This window comes from Halospina denitrificans, from assembly GCF_004364635.1.
Taxonomy (GTDB): domain Bacteria; phylum Pseudomonadota; class Gammaproteobacteria; order Pseudomonadales; family Oleiphilaceae; genus Halospina; species Halospina denitrificans.
In genome coordinates this window covers 81759-104601 of the sequence record NZ_SOAX01000005.1, presented here as the reverse complement: position 1 = coordinate 104601, position 22843 = coordinate 81759, and the positions used below count along the sequence as shown (strand labels likewise).

Here is a 22843-nt window from a genome sequence, read left to right as displayed (position 1 = left end):
GCGGCTTTTGGCCTGGTGTCTGAACAGGGCGCGTTTCAGGTGTGCGACTCAATATAGTCGACCGCGTCCTTCACCGTTGTGAGCTTTTCGGCCTCTTCGTCGGGAATCTCAGTTTCGAATTCCTCTTCCAACGCCATGACCAGCTCAACCGTATCCAGGGAATCGGCCCCAAGGTCTTCCACAAAGGAAGAGGTGCTCTGGACTTCGGATTCCTTCACACCAAGCTGCTCACAAACGATCTTCTTAACGCGCTCTTCAATTGTACTCATAATGTCCTCTTTTTTTCTTCACCAAGCTGTGCTGGCGTGCCAGTTTAGTTGAATCCCCCCCGGCAGACAAGCGAACCAGAGCGGGGGTATTCCGATGTTTATACCGCGCCTACAACACGCACTATAAACCGTTTAATTCATATACATGCCGCCATTGACATTAATGGTTTCACCATTGATGTAACCTGCTGCGCCGGAAGCCAGAAAGACCGCCAGTTCAGCAACTTCCGAAGCCTCTCCCAGCCGCCCGGCGGGGATCGCGGACAGCATGGCTTCACGCTGCTTGTCGTCAAGGGCCCGGGTCATATCCGTCTCGATGAACCCGGGAGCGATCGCATTGACGGTTATGCCGCGACTGGCCACTTCCCGGGCAAGTGAGCGTGTCAGACCTTCAACACCGGCCTTGCTCGCCGCATAGTTCACCTGTCCGGGGTTTCCCATGGAGGCAACCACGGAACTGATATTGATGATACGCCCCCAACGCGCCTTCATCATACCTTTCAATACGGCCTGACTCGTACGATAGGCCGCTGACAGATTCGTGCTGATCACATCCTCCCAGTCATCCGTCTTCATCCGCATGACCAGGCCATCACGGGTAATGCCCGCGTTGTTTACCAGCACGGAAGGCGCCCCATAGGCCTGGGTGACCTGGCTGATTCCCGCAGAGACACTCTCCGGGTCGCCAACGTTCATTACAATACCGTCACCATTCCAGCCTTCCTTGCCCAGTTCGTGGGAAATACCGGAGGCCCCCGATTCCGATGTGGCCGTGCCGATCACCGTGGCTCCAGCACGGCCAAAACCTTCCAGTATGGCCTTACCGATGCCACGGCTGGCACCCGTAACCAGTACCACCTGCCCCTGAAGCATCCTCATCTCCTGTTGTTGTTCGTGACCCTGCCGTTTAACGGCAGCCCTCCAGAGCTGATTCCATCTGAGCCGGTGTCTCGGTAGGGAAACAGCCAAGATTCCGATCGATACGGCGCGCCAATCCCGACAGAACCTTACCGGGGCCCGACTCTGCCATCGCCGTTACTCCCTGCTCCGCCATATAGCGTACGGAGTCAGTCCAGCGCACCGGGGAGATAAGCTGCCAATACAGGTTCTCCCGGATCATATTCGCATCGGTAACGGCCGCAGCAGACACATTCTGCACGACCGGGATTGCCGCGTCACTAACACTGCAACCCGCAAGCGCCCCGGCCATGCGATCCGCGGCTGGCTGCATCAGGGCACAGTGCGAGGGAACGCTGACATCCAGCGGCATCACCCGCTTGGCACCGGCCTCGCGGCAGGCATCAGCCACCTTATCAACCGCGGCACGTCCGCCGGCGATAACAACCTGTCCAGGGGCATTGAAGTTCACGGCCTCAACCACTCCGTCAGCAACATGATCCTGGCAGATTGCAATAATCCGCTCATCATCAAGCCCGAGAATCGCCGCCATGCGCCCGTCCCCGGAGGGCACCGCACCCAGCATTGCCTCGCCGCGCACACGCACGAGCTCGACGGCATCCGCAAAACCAATTGAACCCGCGGCCACAAGCGCACTGTATTCACCCAGGCTGTGCCCGGCGAGAAACCCTGGCTCCGGGCCTCCAAGCTCATTCCAGACCCGCCACAGCGCTACACTACTGGCGAGAAGCGCGGGCTGGGTTATGTCCGTGCGGTTAAGACTTTCCTGGGGTCCTTCCTGGCAGACCTTCCAGAGGTTATAACCAAGAACCTCTGAGGCCTCATCAAAGGTTTTACCCACAATTGACCACTGTTCCGCTGCCTCGGAAAGCATTCCAACGGACTGTGATCCCTGCCCCGGAAATACAACAGCTATTGGCATTGATGCACCCTGTCTGGTTAAAAGTCGATCTGTTCCAGTGACTCACTGAGTCGCTTCGGTATGCCCTGCTCCACTTCACTGCAGGCCTGATGGATGGCGGCATTCAGCCCCGTTGTATCCGCGTTACCGTGACTCTTGATGACCACGCCCCGCAGGCCAATAAAACTGGCCCCGTTGTGCAGGGCGGGATCCATACGGCGCCCGAGCCGCTTGAGTAACGGCGCGGCAAGAAGCCCGATAAGCCGTCCATACCAACCGCGTGTGAAGGATAGCCGGATCAGGTCGCGGAGCAACTCCGCAACACCCTCGCCGGTTTTCAGGGCAATGTTACCAACGAATCCATCGCACACGACCACATCCGCCACACCACGGAAAAGGTCATCTCCTTCAATATAGCCGATATAGTGAACAGTACTCTGTGAAGCGAGCATGTGCGATGCAAGACGCACCTGCTCATTGCCCTTCACGTCTTCTGCGCCCACATTCAGGAGGGCAACCCGGGGGTTCTCGATACCCTCAATGGCACGCGCCATCAGTGAACCCATCACCGCATACTGGAACAGGTTCTCCGCGCCAGCATCGACATTGGCACCAAGGTCGAGAACATAGGTCGGTGTGGTGAAGGAGGGGACCCGCTTGATGATCGCGGGCCTGTCTATACCGGGGTAGGTGCGCAGGATACTGCGCCCCATGGCCATGAGAGCCCCCGTGTTGCCAGCACTGACACAGCCATCCGCGCGGCCCTCCGCAACCATGCGAAGCGCCGCAGCCATTGACGAGGACTGTTTATGGCGCAGTGCGTGAGACGGCCTCTCATCCATGGTAACCACCTGAGACGCATCGATTACTTCGATGCGTTCATGGTCACGCATTAAAAAGGCCTCGAGAATTGCTTTGCTCCCCAGCAGCACAATCCTCAAGGCCCTGTTTTCGGATACTGCGGATTCCGCGGCCCTGACCACCGGCTCACAGCCCCGGTCGCCGCTCATGGCGTCAACCGCGATGATGATGTCAGGGCCCGGCAATGGAACCTCAGTCTTCCGGGGTTTCAATCACCTTCTTACCCCGGTAGAAACCATCCGGAGAGATATGGTGACGGCGATGAACTTCACCGGTTGTCGGATCCATGGAAAGCGCCGGCTTGCGCAGGCTATCGTGGGACCGACGCATGCCCCGACGGGAACGGGTTTTGCGATTCTTCTGAACAGCCATACTGGTTACTCCTGGAGTCTTGTCTGCTATCTGATTCTATTGATCCGGCTCCTGGCCCCTGGACCCCGAGCTCCCGAGTCCGGCCAGTGCCTCCTGAAAAGGATTTTCCCTTTTCTTGCGCGCCTGCTCAAAATCCGCATCCGCGCTCTTGTTTATCCGCTCGAGTGTTGCCGTGGCGGCGCACTGCTCCGACTCGTGGAGCGGGAATTCCGGAAGACTCATGATGAGTTCATCCTCGATGAGTCCGCGGACATCAATCTCCCGTTCCTGCGCTACCACCGGCTCAAGCTCCGCCGGCAACTGCTCGGCCAATGCCTCGGAGTCAACCACGCCCACCTGGAATTCCGACGCAACCGGCAGGGCCATCGACTCAAGGCAGCGTTGACACTCAACGTTGAGCGTCGCGGACAGCCGGCCTTCGATAACCCGCCGCTTGTCCTCATCAAACGAGAACACCAGACTGACGTCCACATCACCGCTGTCATCGACAAGCAGGGGAAGCAAACGCTTGAAACCGGCAACCGGTAACTGCCCGGTGCGTTCCGACCCCTGTTCGAACGGTTTTACCGAATCAACAAACAGGGGGAGCTCAGAATTCGACATAAGGCCGCGATTCTATTGCCGCACGGGCTTGATGTCAAAGCCCATTACCTGAGCCTCGGACCGGATTCAAGCAGGGTGTTGAACACCCCTTCTCCAACAGAGGTGCCCAGCTGGCGCATCAGGCGCTTGAGCGGCGACGGCTCGTAGCTGTAATCCACGATGTTCTCCTCGCCCACAACCTCTCTGGCAACCTGGCCTGCGGAGCCGAAGTCATCAATCAAACCGAGTTCGCGGGCCTGATCACCGGTCCAGATAAGGCCCGAGAACAGCTCGGCCTTATCCTCCTTGAGACGATCCCCGCGCCCTTCCCGAACCCGCTGGATAAACTGATCATGGGTCTCTGCGAGAACGTCCTCCCAGAAATCCACCTGTTGTTCGTCCTCCGGCAGGAATGGATCGAGGAATGCCTTGTTTTCTCCAGCCGTGTATAGACGCCGCTCGATACCGAGCTTTTCCATGGCACCGGTGAACCCGAATCCACCACCCCTGACGCCAATGGAGCCGACAAGGCTCGATGGGTTCGCGAAGATGCGATCGGCGGCAGCGGCAATGTAATAGGCTCCAGAAGCACCAATATCCGAAACCACTGCGTAGAGCTTCTTGTCGGGGTACTCGTCGCGCAACCGGTTGATGGATTGATACACATAATCGGCCTGCACCGGGCTGCCTCCCGGGCTGTTAATGCGCAGGATCACCGCCCTGGAGTCCTCGTTCCCGAAGGCCCGTTCCATTGCGGTAACCAGGTTATCGGCGCTCGCATCCTGGTCACTCGCTATTACCCCCTGCACGTCCACCAACGCTGTGTGTGCGCCGCCGGCATCCGGGGCTGGCACATCGCCGCTGAAAGGAGACTGAAAGAGAAACAGCAATGAGATCAGATACAGAAAACCAATGGATTTGAAGAAAATCCCCCAGCGACGGCTGCGACGCTGCTCGGCCTGCATGGAGAGCATGGTTTTCTCGATCAGGCGCCATTCCTTGGAGCTCTCATCCGGTGCGCCTCCCTGATCCCGCGCGGAACCACCCGCCCCGCCATCGCTCCCACGTGAAGCGGGTGCGCCCCACTCTGCGTCATCAGAATCCCACTCGGACATACGTACTCCTTAATTTGATACTTGGTGCCTGGTGTTACGAAAAAAGCACTCTTTCGAGCGCGTGACGGTCGGAGACAATTTCAACGGGCCCATGCGCCCCCAGCTGATCCTGTGAATGCACGCCCCAGGTCACGCCAATGGCAGGCATCCCCAGACGCCGCGCCATTTCCATGTCATAGATGGTATCACCCACCATAACTGCCCGGCTTGCGTTCACCCCGGTAACATCAAGGATCTGGCGGAGCATCAGCGGGTCAGGCTTGGAGGCCGTTTCATTGGCGCAGCGTGTCAACTCAAAGTAGGGACCCAGCCTGCTCGAAACAAGCCCCCGGTCCAGGCCCGGGCGACTCTTGCCGGTGGCAACGGCCATTCGCCGCTTCTCGCCCCTGAGGCGATCCAGCAAACTGTCAATACCGGAGAAAAGGTCTTCCGGTGTGGTATCGCGACTGAAGAAATACTGGGCGTAGGCCTCCCGCAGCTCCGTAATTTCCCGCTGGGAAATCCCCGGATACAGGTGTTCGAGCGCCTCCTGCATACCGAGTCCCACAATGTGGCGCAGCTCTTCACGGCTGCGCCGGGGATAGCCAAGGTCTCCGGCCGCCTGCTCGAGGCTTGCCGCAATGTGGTCGACTGAGTCCACGAGGGTTCCGTCCCAGTCGAATATAACAACATCAAAACTCATCCGCTCTCCCGCTGTCGAAGCTGCTCGAGACGTTTACGGAAACGTTCCTCGAGCGGGGCTTCAAAAGTCATTTTCTGTCCGTCCTCGCCGGGGGAGGCAAGGGTCAGCCTGTGCGCGTGAAGCATCAGGCGATCGCCGCCGATTTTTCGCCAGGCGGCCAGCGCTGCATCGTCCATATACTTGCTGTCCCCGGCCACCGGATGACCCTTGAGGGCAGCATGAACCCGGATCTGGTGCGTCCGCCCGGTAATGGGCATGGCTTCCAGTAGAGTATAACCCGCAAATCGCTCCAGGACCCGAAACCGGGTCTCCGCGCTTCGCCCCTCCCGGGAATCAGGCCGAACCATGCGCTCACCCGATGGAGTCTCCGTGCGCCGAAGAGGCTGATCCACGCGGTCGAGATCATCCGGCCAGTCGCCCATCACGAGCACCTGATAGGCCTTACGCGTGGTCTTCTCGCGGAACTGATCCTGAAGGGCCTTGAGCGCTGAGCGCCGCCGCGCGACCAGGATCACGCCGGAGGTATCCCGGTCCAGACGGTGAACCAGCTCCAGGTACCGGTCGTCGCGAGCCGCACGCAGTGTCTCGATCAACCCGAAGTCGATACCACTGCCCCCATGAACCGCGATGCCACAGGGTTTATTCACAACCAGGAAGTCCCGGTCCTCGTAGAGGATCGCGTCAGTCATACGACGCTGAACGCGTGCTCCGGGCTGGGCTTTCTCGGGTCCCGCCTCCGGTACATGCAACGGCGGCACCCGGATCTGGTCGGCCGCGACGATGCGGTAGTCCGGCCGCGCCCGCTTGCGATTGACCCGCACCCGACCCTTCCGGATAACCCGATAGATGACACTCTTTGGAATACCACGGAATCGCCCGAGCAGAAAGTTATCAAGACGCTGCCCGGCCCACTCCGGCGCCACTTCCAGCCACTGCACGCGGGGCCTGTTGTCTGCAGCGGCTGTATTGTCCTCGGGACGGAACTGGCCCGGCATGCACTGTTTCCTCGTTACCACTGGATTGCAGATCGTTGATGGGGCTATGGAATACTGCTATATTGCCAGCTGTTTTCCCGTTCTGCATGCGACGCGTGTGCAAGCAAGCCATCGAGCCCGGGATTATAGTGCTTACGGGTCCGGTTTGAAATGGCTTCCCGGTGACATAAGGTGTCCAGGGGTCCGGAAAACAGGCAAGACCAACAGCTTTGAACAAGACCGTCACCATGCCGGCCGACAAGTTGACGCCCATTGTAGAGGGTGGCTGGCAGCTGACCAGGTGAACACAGGTGTCCGGCCCGATATTGATTCCGATTCGGGCTGGATGATGTAAACCCGTACGGAAGCATCCGGCAGGTACATCGCAACGGTTTACGGAATCATGCAGGTCCGGGCTGTCCTGATCATGAATATGACATAAGACCTCGCGACCCACATGAACAGACAAATGAGAATGAACTGGATGCCAGAACGGAGCGGTATCCGGCACAACGCGTTCCAGTGCGCCTCGTAATGGACTGGAACACGCCACTTCAGAGCACCTTTGCGAAGGTGTCGGCCAGTGCCGGGCCGAGGCATTTCCGTGGGTACCCCAACACTCTCGCCCTTGCGTGCCCGCCGAGCTTCCGTCGAAGAACGATGGAAGTCTCTAATTCATGAAAAGAATGCTCATCAATGCAACTCACGAAGAAGAGTTGCGCGTTGCTCTGGTTGATGGCCAGCGGCTCATCGATCTGGATATCGAATCCAGCACCCGGGAACAGAAAAAGTCCAACATCTACAAGGGTCGTATCACCCGCGTCGAGCCCAGTCTCGAAGCGGCCTTTGTCGATTATGGCTCCGAACGCCATGGCTTCCTGCCCCTGAAGGAAATGGCCCGCGAATACTTCAGCAAGTCCCCTTCCGAGATCGAAGGCAAGATCAACATTCGCGACGTGGTCAAAGAAGGTCAGGAAATCATTGTCCAGGTCGACAAGGAGGAGCGCGGCAACAAGGGCGCTGCCCTGACCACCTTCATCACACTGGCAGGCCGCTACCTGGTCCTGATGCCCAACAACCCCCGCGCGGGCGGCATTTCGCGTCGCATTCAGGGGGATGAGCGAACCCAGCTCAAGGACGCCATGTCCGGGCTCAAGGTGCCCAAGGGCATGGGCGTAATCGTGCGCACCGCCGGCATTGGCCGTGAAAGCGAGGAGCTGCAGTGGGACCTCGACTACCTCCTCCAGTTCTGGGAAAAAATCACCGAGGCCGCTGGTGCGCGCAAGGCCCCTTTCCTGATCTACCAGGAGAGCAATGTCATTATCCGCGCAGTCCGGGATTACCTGCGCCAGGAAATCAGCGAGGTCATGATTGACTCGCCAGCCGTCTACGAGGATGTGCTGAACTTTGTCCGCGCGGTTATGCCGTCGTTCGAGAACCGGATCAAGCTGTACACGGACGAAATCCCCCTGCTCAGCCGGTACCAGATCGAGGCGCAGATCGAAACCGCCTTCCAGCGCGAGGTCTCACTGCCCTCCGGTGGCTCACTGGTCATCGACCCGACCGAAGCACTGGTTTCCATCGACATCAACTCCTCTCGGGCCACCCGTGGCGGTGATATTGAGGAAACGGCTCTGCAGACCAATCTCGAAGCTGCGGACGAGATCGCTCGCCAGCTGCGTCTGCGGGATATTGGCGGCCTGATCGTGATCGACTTCATCGACATGTCACCGAACCGCCATCAGCGCGAAGTTGAACAACGCATGCGGGAGGCCCTGGAGCTTGACCGCGCCCGGGTTCAACTCGGCCGCATCTCCCGCTTTGGTCTGCTGGAAATGTCACGGCAGCGCCTTCGGCCCTCCCTTGGAGAAACACGCAGCGAGGTCTGCCCCCGCTGTAACGGCCAGGGCTCGATCCGCAGCATCGAGTCGCTGTCGCTGAGCATCATGCGTTTGATGTATGAAGAAGCCTCCAAGGACATGACCGGGGAGGTCCGTGCACTCGTCCCCGTTACCGTGGCGGCCTTCCTGCTCAATGAGAAGCGTGACGAGATCAACGCGATCGAAGAACGCGAGAAAGTCCGGGTCATGGTAATCCCCTCCCAGAACCTGGAAACCCCGCACTTTGAGGTCCAGCGTCTGAGATCCGATGACAGCGATGCCCGTGAAGGTGAGCAGAGCTTCCGGATTGCCGCGCGCAGTGAAGAGAGTGAGACGGAAGTTTCCTGGGAAATGATGCAGCGGGAAAATGTCCGCGAGGAAGCGGCGGTCAAGGCGATCAGCCCTGCCGCTCGCACCCCGGCCCCCACGCCTTCCCGACAGACGGAAACCGCCGAACCCCTGGGCTTCTGGCAACGCGCCGCGCGCAAACTTCAGACCATGTTCGCGCCGCCGGCCACGGAAGATGAAGCTGGACAGAAGAATGACGCGGACACCAGCCGGCGCCCTTCTTCTGATGCCAATAAGGGAGCAGGCAGCCGGGACAGCGGCAAAGAGCAAACCGGACGCCAGAAGCAGGATTCCGGTCGCGGCCAGCAGGATCGCTCCCAGGGGGGCGGCCAGAACCGAAATCGTCGTGGCGGTCAGAACCAACGCGACGACGAGCGCAAGCGTAATCAGGGTGACACCCGCAAACAGGGCGGGAACAAGCAGTCAGGCGACAAGCCCAGCGGCGACAAGGGCAAGGGCGGCGGCTCCGAGTCGAAAAACCGCTCCGGTGACGAAAACCGGAATAGGCCGGGTAATAAGCCTAAGGAAGACGCCAGAAGCAAGGAAGACAACAAGAGCAAAGAAAACAATCAAGGCAAGGCAGACAACAAATCCGGTGACAAGCAGAACAAGCCGGATAACAAGCCCAAGGACAGCAAACCAAAGGACCCGGATAAGAATAAATCCGACGGCCAGTCTGGAGAGGACAGCCGCGAGGACGGGCGCCAGCGGAATCAGAAACGCCGGTCCGGCGGGGGCAACCGCAACCGATCCGGGTCAGGCAACCGCCAGAATCAGGAAAGTTCGGGCGATTACAAGCCGGACGAGCGCTTCGAGCGCCCGCGCCGCCCCCGTAATAAGGATGGCACACCCGCCGACGATACCCAGACGGGTCCCGGATCCGCTGCAAACGGAATGAACGAGCGCACGGAATCTGCACCGGAAAAACAGGACGGGGAGGCGTCTGCCGCCCAGGCTCAACCTGAGACCAAAGCGGAAAAATCGGCGGAAGCACCGGCTGGTCCGGAAAACTCCCAGACCAGTGCGCCGGAGTCCACACCGAAAACAGAGGCAGCGAAACCCGCGGACAAGGCAGCCGAGAAGAAGCCAGGCCCCAAGGAAGGCAAGAAGCCGGAATCTGCTCAGCAGGAGCCCACTAAGCAGGAGTCCGCCAAGCACGAGTCCGCCAAGCAGGAGCCCGCCAAGCAGGAGTCCGCCAAGCAGGAGTCCGCTAAGCAGGAGTCCGCTAAGCAGGACTCCAGCGAGCAGGATTCCAGTAAGCCCAGCGCCGGAGCTGGCGATGAAAAAGCTGTGGAGAAAACCGCGGAACCAGAGCATAAACCGGCTGCAGACGAGATCCACCTGCCGCCACTGAATGGGCGGGCCTATAACGACCCGAGGGAGATCCGCAGGCGTCGCGAGGCGTTCAAGAAACAGCAATCCGGGACAGCCCAAACGGACACCGAGAACTGAAGGCGGCGGCATGCTCACAGAAGACGAGGTTGAAGCGCTTGAGTCGATCCTTTTCGACCCAGAATACGGGGATCATGCGCTGGATGTGTTCGGGCTGCACGGGGCTGTAACAGCCGCCGTGGTCAGCCCGGAGGCGCTGGATATGCACCGGGTCTTTGCCGTGGCAACAGGCCAGGCGCCGGAGGCAGTTTCATCGATCCCTGAGATTTTCTCCCGGCTGGTAACCCGCATGGCGCAGGAGTTGCGCCAATTGCTGGAACAGGGCCATTCAGCGGAACTGCCCGAACCCGACGACGAAGAGTCAGAAGAGGAAGCCGTAGAGAACTGGTGCGCCGGCTTCACGGATATCTTCCTTCTTGAGGAGGACCAATGGCTGGCGTCGGATGAGGAGCAGATCGGTCAGCTCGTGACTCCCATACTGACGCTCTCCAATCTGTTTGACGACGAGGCGTTCCAGCAGGCAAGACAGGATCCGAAGCGTTATGCGGATTATTCAGAGGCCATACCGGATATCCTGACCGATCTCTACCTGCATTTTCACTCCCCCTAACCCGTTCTCAGGCCAGCGCCTCAAGTCTCTGCCGGGTATTGTCACTGAGGTGGTGCCATACGGGATCAACCTCTGGCGGTAATTGAGGCAGTTGCCCCAATTCGCACCAGGGACGACCGGGTCCATGGAAGTCACTGCCCCCGGAGGCAGTGCAACCCAACTCCCGGCACAATCTGGCCAGATAGTTCGTATCCTGGGGCGACTGGCCGGAACTCAGGACCTCGATACAGCTGCCACCAACCCCGGTGAAATCGCCAATTAACTTCCTGAGTTTGTTATTGGTGAGCCGGTACTTACGCGGATGCGCCAGCACTGCCTTACCACCAGCGTCGACAATCCATTGAACCACGTCACTGAGGTCGGGCCAGCAGGCCTTGATATCCCCCACCCTGCCGTTACCCAGATAACGGCGAAACGCCGCGTCAGGCTTCGCAACAACACCTCGCTCCACCAGCGCCTGGGCAAAATGCGGCCGCCCTGGAACACCGGCCGCCAGTGCCTGAGCTTCCGCCAATACCGAAGGCAGCCCCTTCTGACGGAGACGTTCATCAATCGTCCGTGCCCGCTCATGGCGAACCGTTTCCTGGCCCTCAACGGCCGCAACCAGATCTGAATCCTCACTGTTAAAATCCAACCCCACCACATGGATGGTCTGCCCCCGCCAAAGGCAGGAAAGCTCAATACCGGTGACCAGCACCATGCCTCTCGCATCCGCGGCGGCCCTCGCCTCGCCGACGCCCGAGACGGTGTCATGATCGGTCAGCGCAAGAACCCGAACACCCTGCTCGTGGCCTCGTGCAACCACGCCCGCCGGCGAGAGCGTTCCGTCGGAGGCAGTACTGTGGCAGTGAAGATCGACTGTGGGCGATCCGGGGAGGTTCTCGGCGATCATGGGAGTGCCTGTTTCGGAAGTCAGCCGGGCACTTTATCATTCCCCTGATGCCGGAACGAATCAAATCCAGACCAACACGGAGACAACTCATGTATTACGCGATCATATCGGAAGATGTTCCCAACAGCCTGGAACTTCGAAAAGGGGCAAGGGCAGACCACATCGCACGACTTGAAACGCTGCGGGATGAAGGCCGATTGCTGCTTGCCGGTCCGTTCCCGGCAGCGGATACAACCGAGCCCGGGGACGCCGGATTTTCCGGCAGCCTGGTGATTGCTGAGTTCGAGTCACTGGAAGATGCACAGTCCTGGGCCAATGCGGACCCTTATGTGGCAGCAGGTGTTTACAACTCGGTAATGGTTAAGCCCTACAAGCCGGTCCTGCCCTGAAGGGGTGGTATGGGCAAGATTACATAACTGTGTCAGAATTCGGCGCTCTATAAACAAGGAACTGAGAACCGTGGATCACGCAATGCATCGTATCAGCTTACTGGCGTTACTCCTGCTTCTGGCTGTCGGAAGCGTCCAGGCAGAGACCATGTACGTCAAGGATGTGCTCTACGTGCCCGTCAGAGCGGGCGAAGGCAACCAGTACCGGATTGTCCAACAGGGACTGCGCAGTGGTACGCCTCTCGAGGTGATTGAACAGAATGAGGAAACGGGTTATTCCTTCATCCGTTTCGGGGATGGACAGGAAGGCTACATCCAGACCCAGTACCTGACCGGCGAGCCAATCGCCGAGGACCGTCTGTCGCGCGCTAAATCCAACCTCGAGGAAGCCCGGAACTCGCTGAGCACTGCGCGCTCTGAACTTGAGGAAACGCGAACTGCCCTGGAACAGACGCGCGAAGAAAAACAGCAGCTCGAATCCAGGCTTTCAAGCGTTACTGAAGAGCTTGAGCGTATCAAATCCGTCTCTGAAAACGCCATCAACCTTGAGAAACGAAACACCGAGCTGAGAGAGGCAAGGCAGGAACTGCAGAAAGAAGTGGAGGTCCTGGCCACGGAAAACCAACGCCTGAAAGACAGCCGGGAATCCAGCTACCTCCTGACCGGGGGTGGACTGGTGATTGCCGGCATTTTCATCGCGGTTGTTTTCCCGCTGCTTAAGCCCAGCCGCAAATCAGAGAACTGGGCCTGAAGAAGAGGCCAGCACTTGACCTCTTCAACCCCGGGGCCGGGACGCCAGTGACTCCCCGGCGCAGCTGGTTGCTGCGCTGGGCACTGGCGTCGGTGTCATCACCACCACCTCTCATTGAGCTTCCGGAAGCGCCTTTTCCGAGACAATAATCCCGTTATTGTCGGCGTAGACATAATCGCCGGGACGGAAGGTTACCCCGCCAAAATGAAGAACCACGTTCAGGTCGCCAAGACCCCGCTTCTCGCTCTTGCGAGGATGGGTTGCCAGCGCCTGCACGCCCAGGTCGGTCTGCCCGACGATATCCACGTCGCGGATGCAGCCGTAGACAATAATTCCCTGCCAGCCATTGGCCGAAGCCTTCTCTGCCAGCATATCGCCAAGCAGTGCTATGCGGCGCGAGCCACCCCCATCAACGACCAGGACGCAGCCATTGCCCGGCTTACCGACCTGCTCCTTGACCACGGAGTTGTCCTCGTAACATTTCACAGTCACGATCTCACCGCCAAACGCACTCTTACCACCCAGGTTACGGAACATGGGTTCAACCACGTCCACCTCGGGATGTGCATCACACAGATCGGGGGTTACGATTTCAGACACAGCTTTCTCCTTCATCACTTATGAAAAAAAGGCAACCAGACAAGGCGCTCACAGTGCCCTGGAGAAGGGCTCGGGCTGTGAAATCCGGCATACCTCGTCCAGCCAGGCCCGCATATCGTTCTGGATCGCGGGCGCCAGGGTACAGCCTTCCTCGCCGGACCGGGCCGTTTCATACCGGGAGGCAACCAACGTCTGGCGTACCTGCCCACCAAGAAGTCCGGCGAAGGTGCGGGCCTCTTCATCGCTGGCAAGCGACACCGACAGCGTCGGACAACGGATAACCCTGAGGCTGTCGTAAATCGGGTGCGGCCTGCGCCGGCGATAACGCCGCTGGCTGCGGTGGATATCGCGCAGGAGGAAACTGGGCTCATCTTCCGGTCCCCAGCCACGACGTGGGCCGGACACACGCTCATGACGCCCGAGATTCAGCCGCTCAAAAAAGGACATCACGCGGGTTGTCCAGTGGGACCCGGGACTGCCGGGATCGATAAAGACTGCCGCGGGAATCAGCTGCAGAAGCTGGTGATTATGGATCATGACGTGGGCGAGCAGACGCGCACCTAGCCCCTGGCCAACCCAGGCGGGCTCATGGCCACTCTGCTCGGCAACGAATCGGTGAACGGGGGGCAGGTCCTCCTCGGCCAACAGCGCCTCATGCCCCTTTGCCCAATCCCTGTTTCCCGGGGAGAGGCCATGGCCCCGCATTTCCGGGAGCCAGACATCATAGCCATAGCTTGCCAGAAGCCCCGCAAAGCCCTCACCCATAGGCGTGAGCCACAGCCTGCGGTTATGGAACTCGGAATGGAGCAGGACGACTGGAAACCGCTCGCCCTGCCAGGCGGGGTCGCGGACACGGGTGACAGCAAGACGGACCGTGGGGTCAGTACTGACGCCCGGCTTCATATGATAGACATCCTCGTAAAGCTCTCCAGCCATTTCCGTGGCCGACAGCGCTACTGGAAACAGGCGGCTACTGCTCTGCATCCTCTGGGGTTCCTTGCTCCGTTGTTATGATCCACTGGTCACCGGCTGTTATTTCTGATCCTCGGCCAGGAAGAACCAGGTGTCGAGCACCGAATCCGGGTTCAGTGAGACACTGTCAATGCCCTGATCCATGAGCCACTTCGCCAGGTCGGGATGGTCCGAGGGGCCCTGGCCACAGATACCAACGTATTTGTCCGCTTCACGGCAGGCCTTGATGGCACTGGAGAGCAGCATCTTCACGGCCTCGTTACGCTCGTCGAAGAGGTGCGCGACGATGCCGGAGTCCCGATCGAGACCCAGTGTCAGCTGCGTCAGGTCGTTGGAGCCGATGGAGAAACCATCGAAACACTCGAGGAACTCTTCGGCCTGCAGCGCATTGGCCGGCAGTTCGCACATCATGATGACGCGCAGTCCCGCCTTGCCGCGTTCAAGCCCGTTGCTGGCCAGCAGGTCAACCACCTGTCGACCCTCGCCGGGCGTGCGCACGAAAGGCACCATGATTTCCACGTTGGTCAGCCCCATCTCATCCCGCACGCGGGTCAGCGCCCGGCATTCCAGCTCAAAACAGTCCCGGAAGGCGTCGGAGATATACCGGGATGCGCCCCGGAAACCAAGCATCGGGTTCTCTTCATCCGGTTCGTACAGCGTGCCCCCGATGAGGTTGGCGTATTCGTTGGACTTGAAGTCCGACAGGCGTACGATCACCTTCTTCGGATAGAACGCGGCGGCCAGCGTGGATATGCCCTCCACGAGTTTGTCGATGTAGAACTCAACCGGCGAACTGTAGCCCGCAATGCGTTTCTCAACCGTCTGGCGGATATCCCTGGGAAGCGAATCAAAATTGAGCAGAGCCTTGGGGTGAACACCGATCATACGATTGATGATGAACTCCAGCCGGGCCAGACCCACCCCTTCGTTGGGAAGCCCCTGAAAATCGAAGGCACGGTCCGGATTGCCCACGTTCATCATGATCTTGAACGGCAGTGCCGGCATGGACTCAACGGAATTCTCCCGAAGCTCAAAGTCCAGGCGTCCCTCATAGACCAGGCCAGTATCGCCCTCGGCGCAGGAAACCGTCACCTCCTGGCCTTCCTTGATAATCTCTGACGCATTGCCGCAACCGACCACCGCCGGGATACCAAGCTCCCGGGCAATAATGGCGGCATGGCAAGTGCGGCCGCCCCGGTCTGTAATGATCGCGGACGCGCGCTTCATCACCGGTTCCCAGTCAGGATCCGTCATGTCAGTGACCAGGACATCCCCTTTCTGGACCCGATCCATTTCGTGGATGCTGGTGACAATGCGTGCCGGGCCGCTACCGATCCGATGGCCGATGCTGCGTCCCTCGACAATGACCTGTCCGGTCTCCTTGAGAAGATACCGCTCCATGGTGTGGATGCCCTTGCTGCTGCGGACCGTCTCCGGGCGCGCCTGGACGATGTAGATCTTGCCGCTGTCACCATCACGCGCCCACTCAATATCCATGGGGCGCTGGTAATGCTTTTCGATGATCAGCGCCTGACGCGTCAGTTCAGTGACGTCCTCGTCATTGAGGCAGAATCGGTTGCGGTCTTCCGCGTCCACCTTGACGGTCTCAACCGACTTACCCGTATCGCCATCGCCGGCATAGATCATCTTGATCGCTTTACTGCCCAGATTACGCCGCAGAATAGCCGGCCGCCCCGCCTCGAACGTGGGCTTGTGCACGTAGAATTCATCGGGATTAACCGCGCCCTGCACGACCGTTTCACCCAGGCCGTAGGACGCCGTGATAAAGACCACATCCTGGAATCCGGACTCGGTATCCAGCGTAAACATCACGCCGCTGCTGCCGGTTTCACTGCGCACCATCTGCTGTATACCGGCGGAAAGTGCCACTTTCTTGTGGTCAAAGCCGTGATGTATCCGGTAGGAAATGGCCCGGTCATTGAACAGGGACGCAAAAACCTCCCTCACGGCCTGCTTGACGTTATCAATACCCACAATGTTCAGGAAGGTTTCCTGTTGCCCGGCAAAGGAAGCATCCGGAAGATCCTCGGCCGTGGCGGAGGAACGTACCGCCACGGCAAACGCGGGATCGCCCTGCTGGAGCTGTTCAAAGCGTTCGTCAATGGCCGCACCCAGCTTCGGCGGGAACGGCGTATCCATGATCCACTGGCGGATGTTCGCGCCAACCCTGGCAAGCTCGTTGACGTCATTGATATCGAGGTCGTTGAGCTCCTCGTCGATACGCTGGCGCAGACCATCCTTTTCCAGGAACTCCCAATAGGCGGCCGCGGTTGTCGCAAAGCCGCCCGGAACAGACACACCGGCATTGGCCAGATTGCTGATCATCTCTCCCAGGGAAGCGTTCTTGCCGCCAACCCGGTCAACATCGTCCATCCCCAGCTCTTCGAATCCGATGATGTAATCGTCCAAAGCCAGTCTCCCTAAATTATTGCCAGTCATCTCAAGCGGGTTGCCGCTTTTCCGGAAACCCCGACATCATACTTGAACCACCCGGGTTTTCACCAGAAAACCGGCAGACTCAAGGCTTCACAACCGCGACTACCGCCACTAGGATACCCAAAACCGTTGCAGAAGGGCCGAGACTCATGAAGCGCACCGCCTTTTTCATTTCCGATGGTACGGGCATCACCGCCGAAGCGCTTGGCAACAGCCTCCTTGCCCAGTTTGAAAACATCCAGTTCGAGAAAGTGACGCTGCCCTATATCGACTCCGTGGACAAAGCCCATGAGGCGGTACAGCAGATCAACAAGGCCGGATCGCTTGACGGGTCAAAACCGCTGACCTTCGACACCATTGTTGACAGCACGATCCGGGCGGAACTGTCACGGGCAGACGCCTTTATGGTTGATATTTTCGGTACCTTCCTGTCCCCACTGGAAGCCGAGCTGCATTCGAACTCCTCCTACACGGTCGGCAAGTCCCACTCGATCACCAATGACGGCAGCTACGAACAACGCATCAAGGCCGTTAACTATGCACTGGAGAACGACGATGGGGCACGGACGCGCTACTACGATGAGGCGGATGTCATCCTTGTAGGGCCGTCCCGCAGTGGCAAGACGCCCACCTGCCTCTACCTGGCACTGCAGTACGGAATCAAGGGCGCCAACTACCCTCTTACCGAGGACGACATGGGTGAGCAGCGGATCCCGACCGTACTCAAGCCCTACCGCGCGAAACTGTTCGGCCTCACGATCGACCCCAACCGCCTCTCCGCGATCCGTAATGAGCGCAGGCCCGATTCCACCTACGCCTCACTGCGCCAGTGCATGCTTGAGGTTAACGAGGCCGAGGCCATGTATCGTCGTGAACGCATCCCTTCGCTCAATACCACGGACTACTCGGTTGAGGAGATCTCCACCCGGATCCTCGTCCAGACCGGCATCGAGCGCAGGGCCCGTTGACTCAGATCTCCTCGATGCTCATTCCCAGTTCCTGGAGGCGCTCGCGGTTCCCGTAGCTCGTGACAACCGCTGTGCTCGCATGCTTCGGATCCAGCCAACGACGCGCCACCGCACGCATATCCGCCAGTGTCACTGAAAGTACCCGCTCGCGGAAACGCTGTTGCTGTTCACTGGTGCGCCCGAACAGACGGCTATGATAGGCGTGACGCGCCTCCCCGGCCGGGGAGCGGGGGCGGTCAAGCTGGGAAATCACGCCAAGTATCGCTTCCTCGACGCTCTCGGGGCTGTGGTCATGCTCCTGAACCCAGGCCAGCGATGCGTCAAAGTCCGCCAATGTCTCCTCCAGGCGGGGGTCGCGATAGGAGAAAAACCGGAAAACACCATTACTGCTGTCCTGGCCGGCACCGCTGCCATAGGCACCACCATGCTCACGGATATGGCGATGCAGGAATTCATTGCGCAGCAGCACCCCGAGAACCGTCAGTGCGGGGGCATCCTCGTGCTCTACCGGCACTGTCGGGAATGCCCGTGCGCAGAAGTTGACCTGGGTGGAGGTGAGCCAGGCCTGATTGACCTGTTCATGCACGGGTTCAAGCGCGAAGTCGCCGGCTCCGTCCTGCTCAACGTGACCCCAACGGGTGCGCAACGCTTCGCGGGACTGCTCCAGGCCGGACTGCTCCCCGACCAGCAGGAACCGTGGTGTCTGGGAGAGAATCCGTTCATGCAGGTCCGACAGCTTCTGGCAGAGATTGCTCGCCTGTTTGTCGTCGGCAAGGGCGTCATCCAGCGCGACCAGATGGCGGATACCGGCGAGCCCCCCCAGCTCATAGGACAGTTTCGCTCCGGGGCTCGCCCCCTGAGCCGCGGCCCCCATGGCCAGCATATGCCCATTGCCGGTAATCGCCTGTTCACGGCGCGCCCGCATCTGTGCCACCAGTTCACGGACGCGTTCCGGATCATCGAAAGACGGACGTGAATAGACATCGCTCAGCAGGGCCAGAAGATCCGCGCTGTTATTCGCCAGCGCTTTGCCACTGAGGGTGAAATACCCCTTTACCTGCTGCACGTCATCCACATTCCCCTTGATCGTTGCAGAGGCACTTATGCCGCCACTGCATGCGGAAATACGGTCCTGCATGCGCAGGTAATCAAGATCACCGGCACCCAGCTCGGTCAGAATACTGGTGTAAAGGGGAAGCAGCTGGCGTTGTTCAGGCTCCAGTGCCGGCAGTGGCACAACCACCTGCTGGTAGATCAGGCCGTTGGTGCCGGTCCTGTAGAGGGTTGCGGGAAGCTCCCCATCATCCTCCCCCTCGGGCATATTGAGGGACGCAGGCACGTCCTCGATCCCTACCCGCGGCAACTGCGAGTGATCGTCTTCCTGATCCTGACGGCCCTGCAGGGCAAGCGCCTGGTCAATAATGTCGCGGGTCTGCTGTTCATCAAGCGCCCGGCGTTTTTCCTCCAGCGCCTGCTTCACTGCTGCCTCCCGGCGCTCATGGAGCTGACTGTCAGGGGCCAGTGTCAGTGTTACCCGGTGGGGATTGTCCAGCAGCAGGCGCTTGACCAGCCCGGGGACGTAGCCCGGATCCTGGATCCGTTCACGCAGGCGCTCGAGTACGGGCTCCAGGTCCAGCAGGTCCACCGGATCACCGCCATGCACCATGGGCGAAAGGGAATGCATGATCAGCTGCAGACCATAGGGCGCCCCGTCTCCGGAAATCTCCCTCTGGTGGAGCTCCAGCTGGTGCACTATGGCGAGCAGGCGGTCCTCGGCAACGCCGTCCTCCATCACCCCTTCCAGGGTTTTGACAATAAGCTCCTCGATCGCCACGGCCTCCGAGGGTTCCGCGCCCTCGATACCACAGACAAAGGTCATCTCGCGATTGGAATCCTCGAGCCCACACAGCGGCGACGGGGCATGTCCGAGTTCGGTGGTTTCCAGCGCATGCATCAGCGGCGACGCGCTGTTGTCCAGAAGCACCGAGGTCAGCAGCTCGGCCTCCAGGTTCTTTTCCAGATCGAAGCTGTGGCCCAGCAGCCAGCCAACGACAACATGGGTCTTGCCCTCGGTCTTTTCGTCCGGATCACTGCCGTAATGTTCCTGCACCCGGAGGGGGGCGTAGTAACGCTTTTCATCGCGCACGGGCAGATCAATATCCGCCGCCGAAAAACGGCCCAATGCCAGCTCCTCAAACCGCTGCTGGTGCTCGTGGGCGGGGATGTTGCCGAAGGTGGCAAAAATGGCATTGCTCGGATGATAGTGCTGGCGGTAGAAGTCACACAGCTGCTCGTAGCTCAGATCCACGATATGATCCGGATCACCGCCACTGTTGTAATGATAGGTGGTTGTGGGAAACAGGTGTTTGGACAGGGTCTGCCAGAGCTGTGAGACCGGCGAGCTCATGGCTCCCTTCATCTCGTTGTAGACGACCCCCTTGTGGGTCAGCGGCGTGGCGGGATCGTCGGGTACCTCGAATTCCAGCCGATGGCCTTCCTGGGCAAAATCCAGGCGATCCAGGTTGGAAAAAAATACGGAATCCAGGTAGACGGACAGCAGGTTATCAAAATCCTTCCGGTTCCTGCTCGCAAAGGGGTACGCCGTCCAGTCGCTGCTGGTCAGGGCATTCATGAAGGTGTTCAGTGAACGCTGGATCATCATGAAAAACGGGTCGCGCAGCGGATAGTTCTCGCTCCCGCACAGCGCGGTGTGCTCCAGGATATGGGCAACCCCCGTGGAATCCATCGGGAAGGTGCGCAACGCAACGAGAAACACGTTCTCATCGTTGGCAGAGGCCAGGTGCAGATGGCGCGCGCCGGTGGCACGATGCCGGTACTCCTCAACATCCAGATGCAGAGTGCTGATGGGATGGACCCGGATACGCTCAAATGCGGGATGTACCTCTTTCGACCCAGTCTCGGTCATGTATGATTCCTGTCCGTTCAGTGAGTGTTGCGCCATTCTATCGATTGCATGGCGGGAATCCTACCGATCGTGGCGACTCCCGCAGCCGGCGCCAATAGTAGCGGCTTCTGGCATGTGCGCCCAACTGAATTATAGTAATACACACACCAGCAACCGAAAGAGTTGACCGTGACCGAACAGGCCAAAACTCCAGCAACAGGCTCCCGACCCCGCCTTGAGGCATACTGGGTGGAGCGCAAACGGTACCTTGAGGAGATCAGGGGGATCCCCGAGCTTCGTCGCCGTTACGCCAATGCGCTGGGCATTTACCTGCTGCGGCGGTTCCTGTGGTCCTTTGGCTTTTTTCCGGTATTCATCGCATTCTGGATTCCGCTGGTCTTTTCACGCTTCAACCCGGTGGCCATGGTGGACAAAGCCCTCCCCCACCTGGAGGCTTTCGTCAACGCCACAGCCCAGGTCCAGGCGACCACGATGGAGACCCTGTTTCTCTCATGGCTCTCCATCGGGTTCCTCTTCGCGGTTTTCGACCTGGTTCTCACGCCCTTCAAGTCCCCTTATGAGTATGAGGCGGATGTCCACATGCGTGCGTGGGAAGAGCTGCAGCAATCCTCAGGCCAGGAGAAAGCCTGAAAAGTGCGTCACTTCACGCAGCAGCAGCGCGATCTGGGGTAGTATTGTCGGTGACATTTTGAGGTCGGGGCTGAAAGCAGCCCGTCTCACGGAATCCTTACGGAGTGGTCACTGATGATCGATCCCAAACCGCTGCTTTTCGCCAACTTTCTGGCCGTGATGCTGCTTGTTACCGCTGGATTTGCGACTATCCAGCGATCTCCTGAGCTGGTTGGCACCAAAAAGCCCGATCCGGGTGCCGTTCCCACCGAGCAAGCGCCGATCGTGGAACGCTCGGCCCAGAAGGAGCCGGAGCCCACTTCCCCGGAACCGGCCAGCGCCGAACCGGCTGACCCCCTGTTCGACCCCAGTCCGGTCATTGTCCAGACACAACCCCCCGAGCCTGAACCCAGGGTCGCGAACCTTACGCTGCGTTCCAACGTCTATGGAGACAGGGTACTGATCAATGGCGAGCAACGTGGATCGACCGCCATGGACGTGGAACTTGAGCCGGGCACCTATGAGATTGAGGTACGCAAGCAGGGTCACTCGACCTGGCGCAGACAGGTCGCGGTGGACGCAGGCGATGACCACACCCTGATGGCACGCCTCGAGCGCTACACCACGGTGGAGTACCGCAACGGGACCTGGAAGCATGGTGTCAAGACCGGTGAGGGCACGTACCGCGACGAGGAAGGGCTGCGCTATGAGGGCGACTTCGAGGACGGCGAATTCCACGGCGAAGGTACCGCGCACTTTCCCGATGGTCGGGTCTATGAGGGTGAATGGAAGGACAGCAAGATGCATGGGGAGGGGGAACTCCAGCTCACCAACGGAGACGTCTATGAAGGCTATTTCCGTAACAATCAGTTCAGTGGGCGGGGAACGCTGACCGCCTCCAACGGCGATACCTTCACAGGCAACTGGGAGGACGGTGAACTCAACGGGCACGGAACCATGACCACGGCGGAAGGCATGATGTATGTGGGCGATTTCCGCGATGGCGAGCTTCACGGCAAGGGCACCCTGACCTATCCTGATGGGGGCACCTACAAGGGCGAATTCGCCAATAACCTCTACCATGGCCACGGGGAGCGCACTTACGCCAGCGGCCGGCGGTACGAAGGCGAGTTCGTGGAAGGTCGATTCCATGGCCAGGGTGAAATCCGCCATCCGAGTGGTGCCAGCATTGAAAGCACCTTCCGCGAGGGCGACCCCTACGGGGAGGTAACACTGACCACTCCCGAGGGGGAGATCTTCACGGCGCGCACTTCCGAGCCGGGCGTGTGCTACCGCAGGAACAGCTACCGTGCCACTCAATGCCCAGCCATGGAGGGATGGTGAAATGTCGGCAAACCCGGCGTCAACGCAGTTA

The 22843-nt window shown here is 59.6% G+C and carries 21 protein-coding genes; 7 read left to right on the top strand and 14 right to left on the bottom strand.

What is annotated here, in order from left to right; translation table 11 throughout:
* Positions 1-35: 35 nt before the first annotated feature.
* The 9 genes from acpP to DES49_RS11280 form a co-directional block, all read right to left on the bottom strand.
* Entirely contained in the window at positions 36-269 is a 234-nt protein-coding gene (gene acpP / locus DES49_RS11320; RefSeq protein ID WP_133736539.1) for an acyl carrier protein, read from the bottom strand.
* A gap of 132 nt (positions 270-401) precedes the next feature.
* A complete protein-coding gene (gene fabG / locus DES49_RS11315) occupies positions 402-1148 on the bottom strand; it encodes a 3-oxoacyl-ACP reductase FabG (protein WP_133736538.1) in 747 nt (248 codons plus the stop codon).
* 28 nt (positions 1149-1176) lie between these two features.
* Entirely contained in the window at positions 1177-2109 is a 933-nt protein-coding gene (gene fabD / locus DES49_RS11310) for an ACP S-malonyltransferase (protein ID WP_133736537.1), read from the bottom strand.
* Positions 2110-2126: 17 nt separating this feature from the next.
* A complete protein-coding gene (gene plsX / locus DES49_RS11305) occupies positions 2127-3134 on the bottom strand; it encodes a phosphate acyltransferase PlsX (protein WP_279591381.1) in 1008 nt (335 codons plus the stop codon).
* 7 nt (positions 3135-3141) lie between these two features.
* Positions 3142-3321, bottom strand: coding sequence for a 50S ribosomal protein L32 (gene rpmF, locus DES49_RS11300; protein WP_133736536.1), 180 nt, complete (start codon positions 3319-3321; stop codon positions 3142-3144).
* Positions 3322-3357: 36 nt separating this feature from the next.
* Positions 3358-3924, bottom strand: coding sequence for a YceD family protein (locus DES49_RS11295; RefSeq protein ID WP_133736535.1), 567 nt, complete (start codon positions 3922-3924; stop codon positions 3358-3360).
* Between the two features lie 44 nt (positions 3925-3968).
* Positions 3969-5018 (bottom strand): S49 family peptidase, encoded by a 1050-nt coding sequence (locus tag DES49_RS11290; RefSeq protein ID WP_133736534.1) that lies wholly within the window; start codon positions 5016-5018, stop codon positions 3969-3971.
* A 34-nt stretch (positions 5019-5052) separates the two neighbouring features.
* Positions 5053-5700 (bottom strand): HAD family hydrolase, encoded by a 648-nt coding sequence (locus DES49_RS11285; RefSeq protein ID WP_133736533.1) that lies wholly within the window; start codon positions 5698-5700, stop codon positions 5053-5055.
* The gene (locus DES49_RS11280) at positions 5697-6695 is read right to left on the bottom strand and encodes an RluA family pseudouridine synthase (protein ID WP_133736532.1); all 999 of its coding nucleotides are present in this window, start codon (positions 6693-6695) and stop codon (positions 5697-5699) included. Before DES49_RS11280 ends, DES49_RS11285 begins: the two co-directional genes overlap by 4 nt.
* Before the next feature lie 656 nt (positions 6696-7351).
* Here DES49_RS11280 and rne point away from each other — a divergent pair.
* Together rne and DES49_RS11270 are read left to right on the top strand one after the other, a co-directional pair.
* Positions 7352-10354, top strand: coding sequence for a ribonuclease E (gene rne, locus DES49_RS11275; RefSeq protein WP_133736531.1), 3003 nt, complete (start codon positions 7352-7354; stop codon positions 10352-10354).
* Positions 10355-10364: 10 nt separating this feature from the next.
* On the top strand, positions 10365-10904 hold the full coding sequence (locus tag DES49_RS11270; RefSeq protein WP_133736530.1) for a YecA/YgfB family protein: 540 nt from the start codon (positions 10365-10367) through the stop codon (positions 10902-10904).
* 7 nt (positions 10905-10911) lie between these two features.
* Here DES49_RS11270 and DES49_RS11265 read toward each other — a convergent pair whose 3' ends face one another.
* Positions 10912-11796: a PHP domain-containing protein gene (locus DES49_RS11265; protein WP_133736529.1), complete on the bottom strand. Its 885-nt coding sequence runs from the start codon at positions 11794-11796 to the stop codon at positions 10912-10914.
* A gap of 89 nt (positions 11797-11885) precedes the next feature.
* On the opposite strand from DES49_RS11265, the gene DES49_RS11260 reads away from it, so the two are divergent.
* Positions 11886-12185, top strand: a complete 300-nt coding sequence (locus DES49_RS11260; RefSeq protein ID WP_133736528.1) for a YciI family protein — start codon at positions 11886-11888, stop codon at positions 12183-12185.
* Positions 12186-12267: 82 nt separating this feature from the next.
* Entirely contained in the window at positions 12268-12936 is a 669-nt protein-coding gene (locus tag DES49_RS11255) for a TIGR04211 family SH3 domain-containing protein (protein WP_133736527.1), read from the top strand.
* A 111-nt stretch (positions 12937-13047) separates the two neighbouring features.
* Here DES49_RS11255 and rraA read toward each other — a convergent pair whose 3' ends face one another.
* Genes rraA through ppsA form a run of 3 tightly spaced genes read right to left on the bottom strand, consistent with a single transcriptional unit; the run spans position 13048 to position 16938 of the window.
* A complete protein-coding gene (gene rraA, locus DES49_RS11250) occupies positions 13048-13551 on the bottom strand; it encodes a ribonuclease E activity regulator RraA (protein WP_133736526.1) in 504 nt (167 codons plus the stop codon).
* 33 nt (positions 13552-13584) lie between these two features.
* Entirely contained in the window at positions 13585-14520 is a 936-nt protein-coding gene (locus DES49_RS11245) for an alpha/beta hydrolase (RefSeq protein WP_133736525.1), read from the bottom strand.
* 48 nt (positions 14521-14568) lie between these two features.
* Positions 14569-16938 (bottom strand): phosphoenolpyruvate synthase, encoded by a 2370-nt coding sequence (gene ppsA / locus DES49_RS11240; RefSeq protein WP_133736524.1) that lies wholly within the window; start codon positions 16936-16938, stop codon positions 14569-14571.
* 176 nt (positions 16939-17114) lie between these two features.
* Here ppsA and ppsR point away from each other — a divergent pair, with 176 nt between their 5' ends.
* Positions 17115-17933, top strand: a complete 819-nt coding sequence (gene ppsR / locus DES49_RS11235; protein WP_133736523.1) for a posphoenolpyruvate synthetase regulatory kinase/phosphorylase PpsR — start codon at positions 17115-17117, stop codon at positions 17931-17933.
* Position 17934: 1 nt separating this feature from the next.
* Here ppsR and DES49_RS11230 read toward each other — a convergent pair whose 3' ends face one another.
* Positions 17935-20859, bottom strand: a complete 2925-nt coding sequence (locus DES49_RS11230) for an insulinase family protein (RefSeq protein ID WP_133736522.1) — start codon at positions 20857-20859, stop codon at positions 17935-17937.
* A 168-nt stretch (positions 20860-21027) separates the two neighbouring features.
* Between DES49_RS11230 and DES49_RS11225 the strand changes: the two genes are divergently transcribed.
* The gene (locus tag DES49_RS11225; protein ID WP_133736521.1) at positions 21028-21489 is read left to right on the top strand and encodes a hypothetical protein; all 462 of its coding nucleotides are present in this window, start codon (positions 21028-21030) and stop codon (positions 21487-21489) included.
* A 114-nt stretch (positions 21490-21603) separates the two neighbouring features.
* Entirely contained in the window at positions 21604-22812 is a 1209-nt protein-coding gene (locus DES49_RS11220) for a PEGA domain-containing protein (protein WP_133736520.1), read from the top strand.
* The last annotated feature ends 31 nt before the right edge of the window (positions 22813-22843 follow it).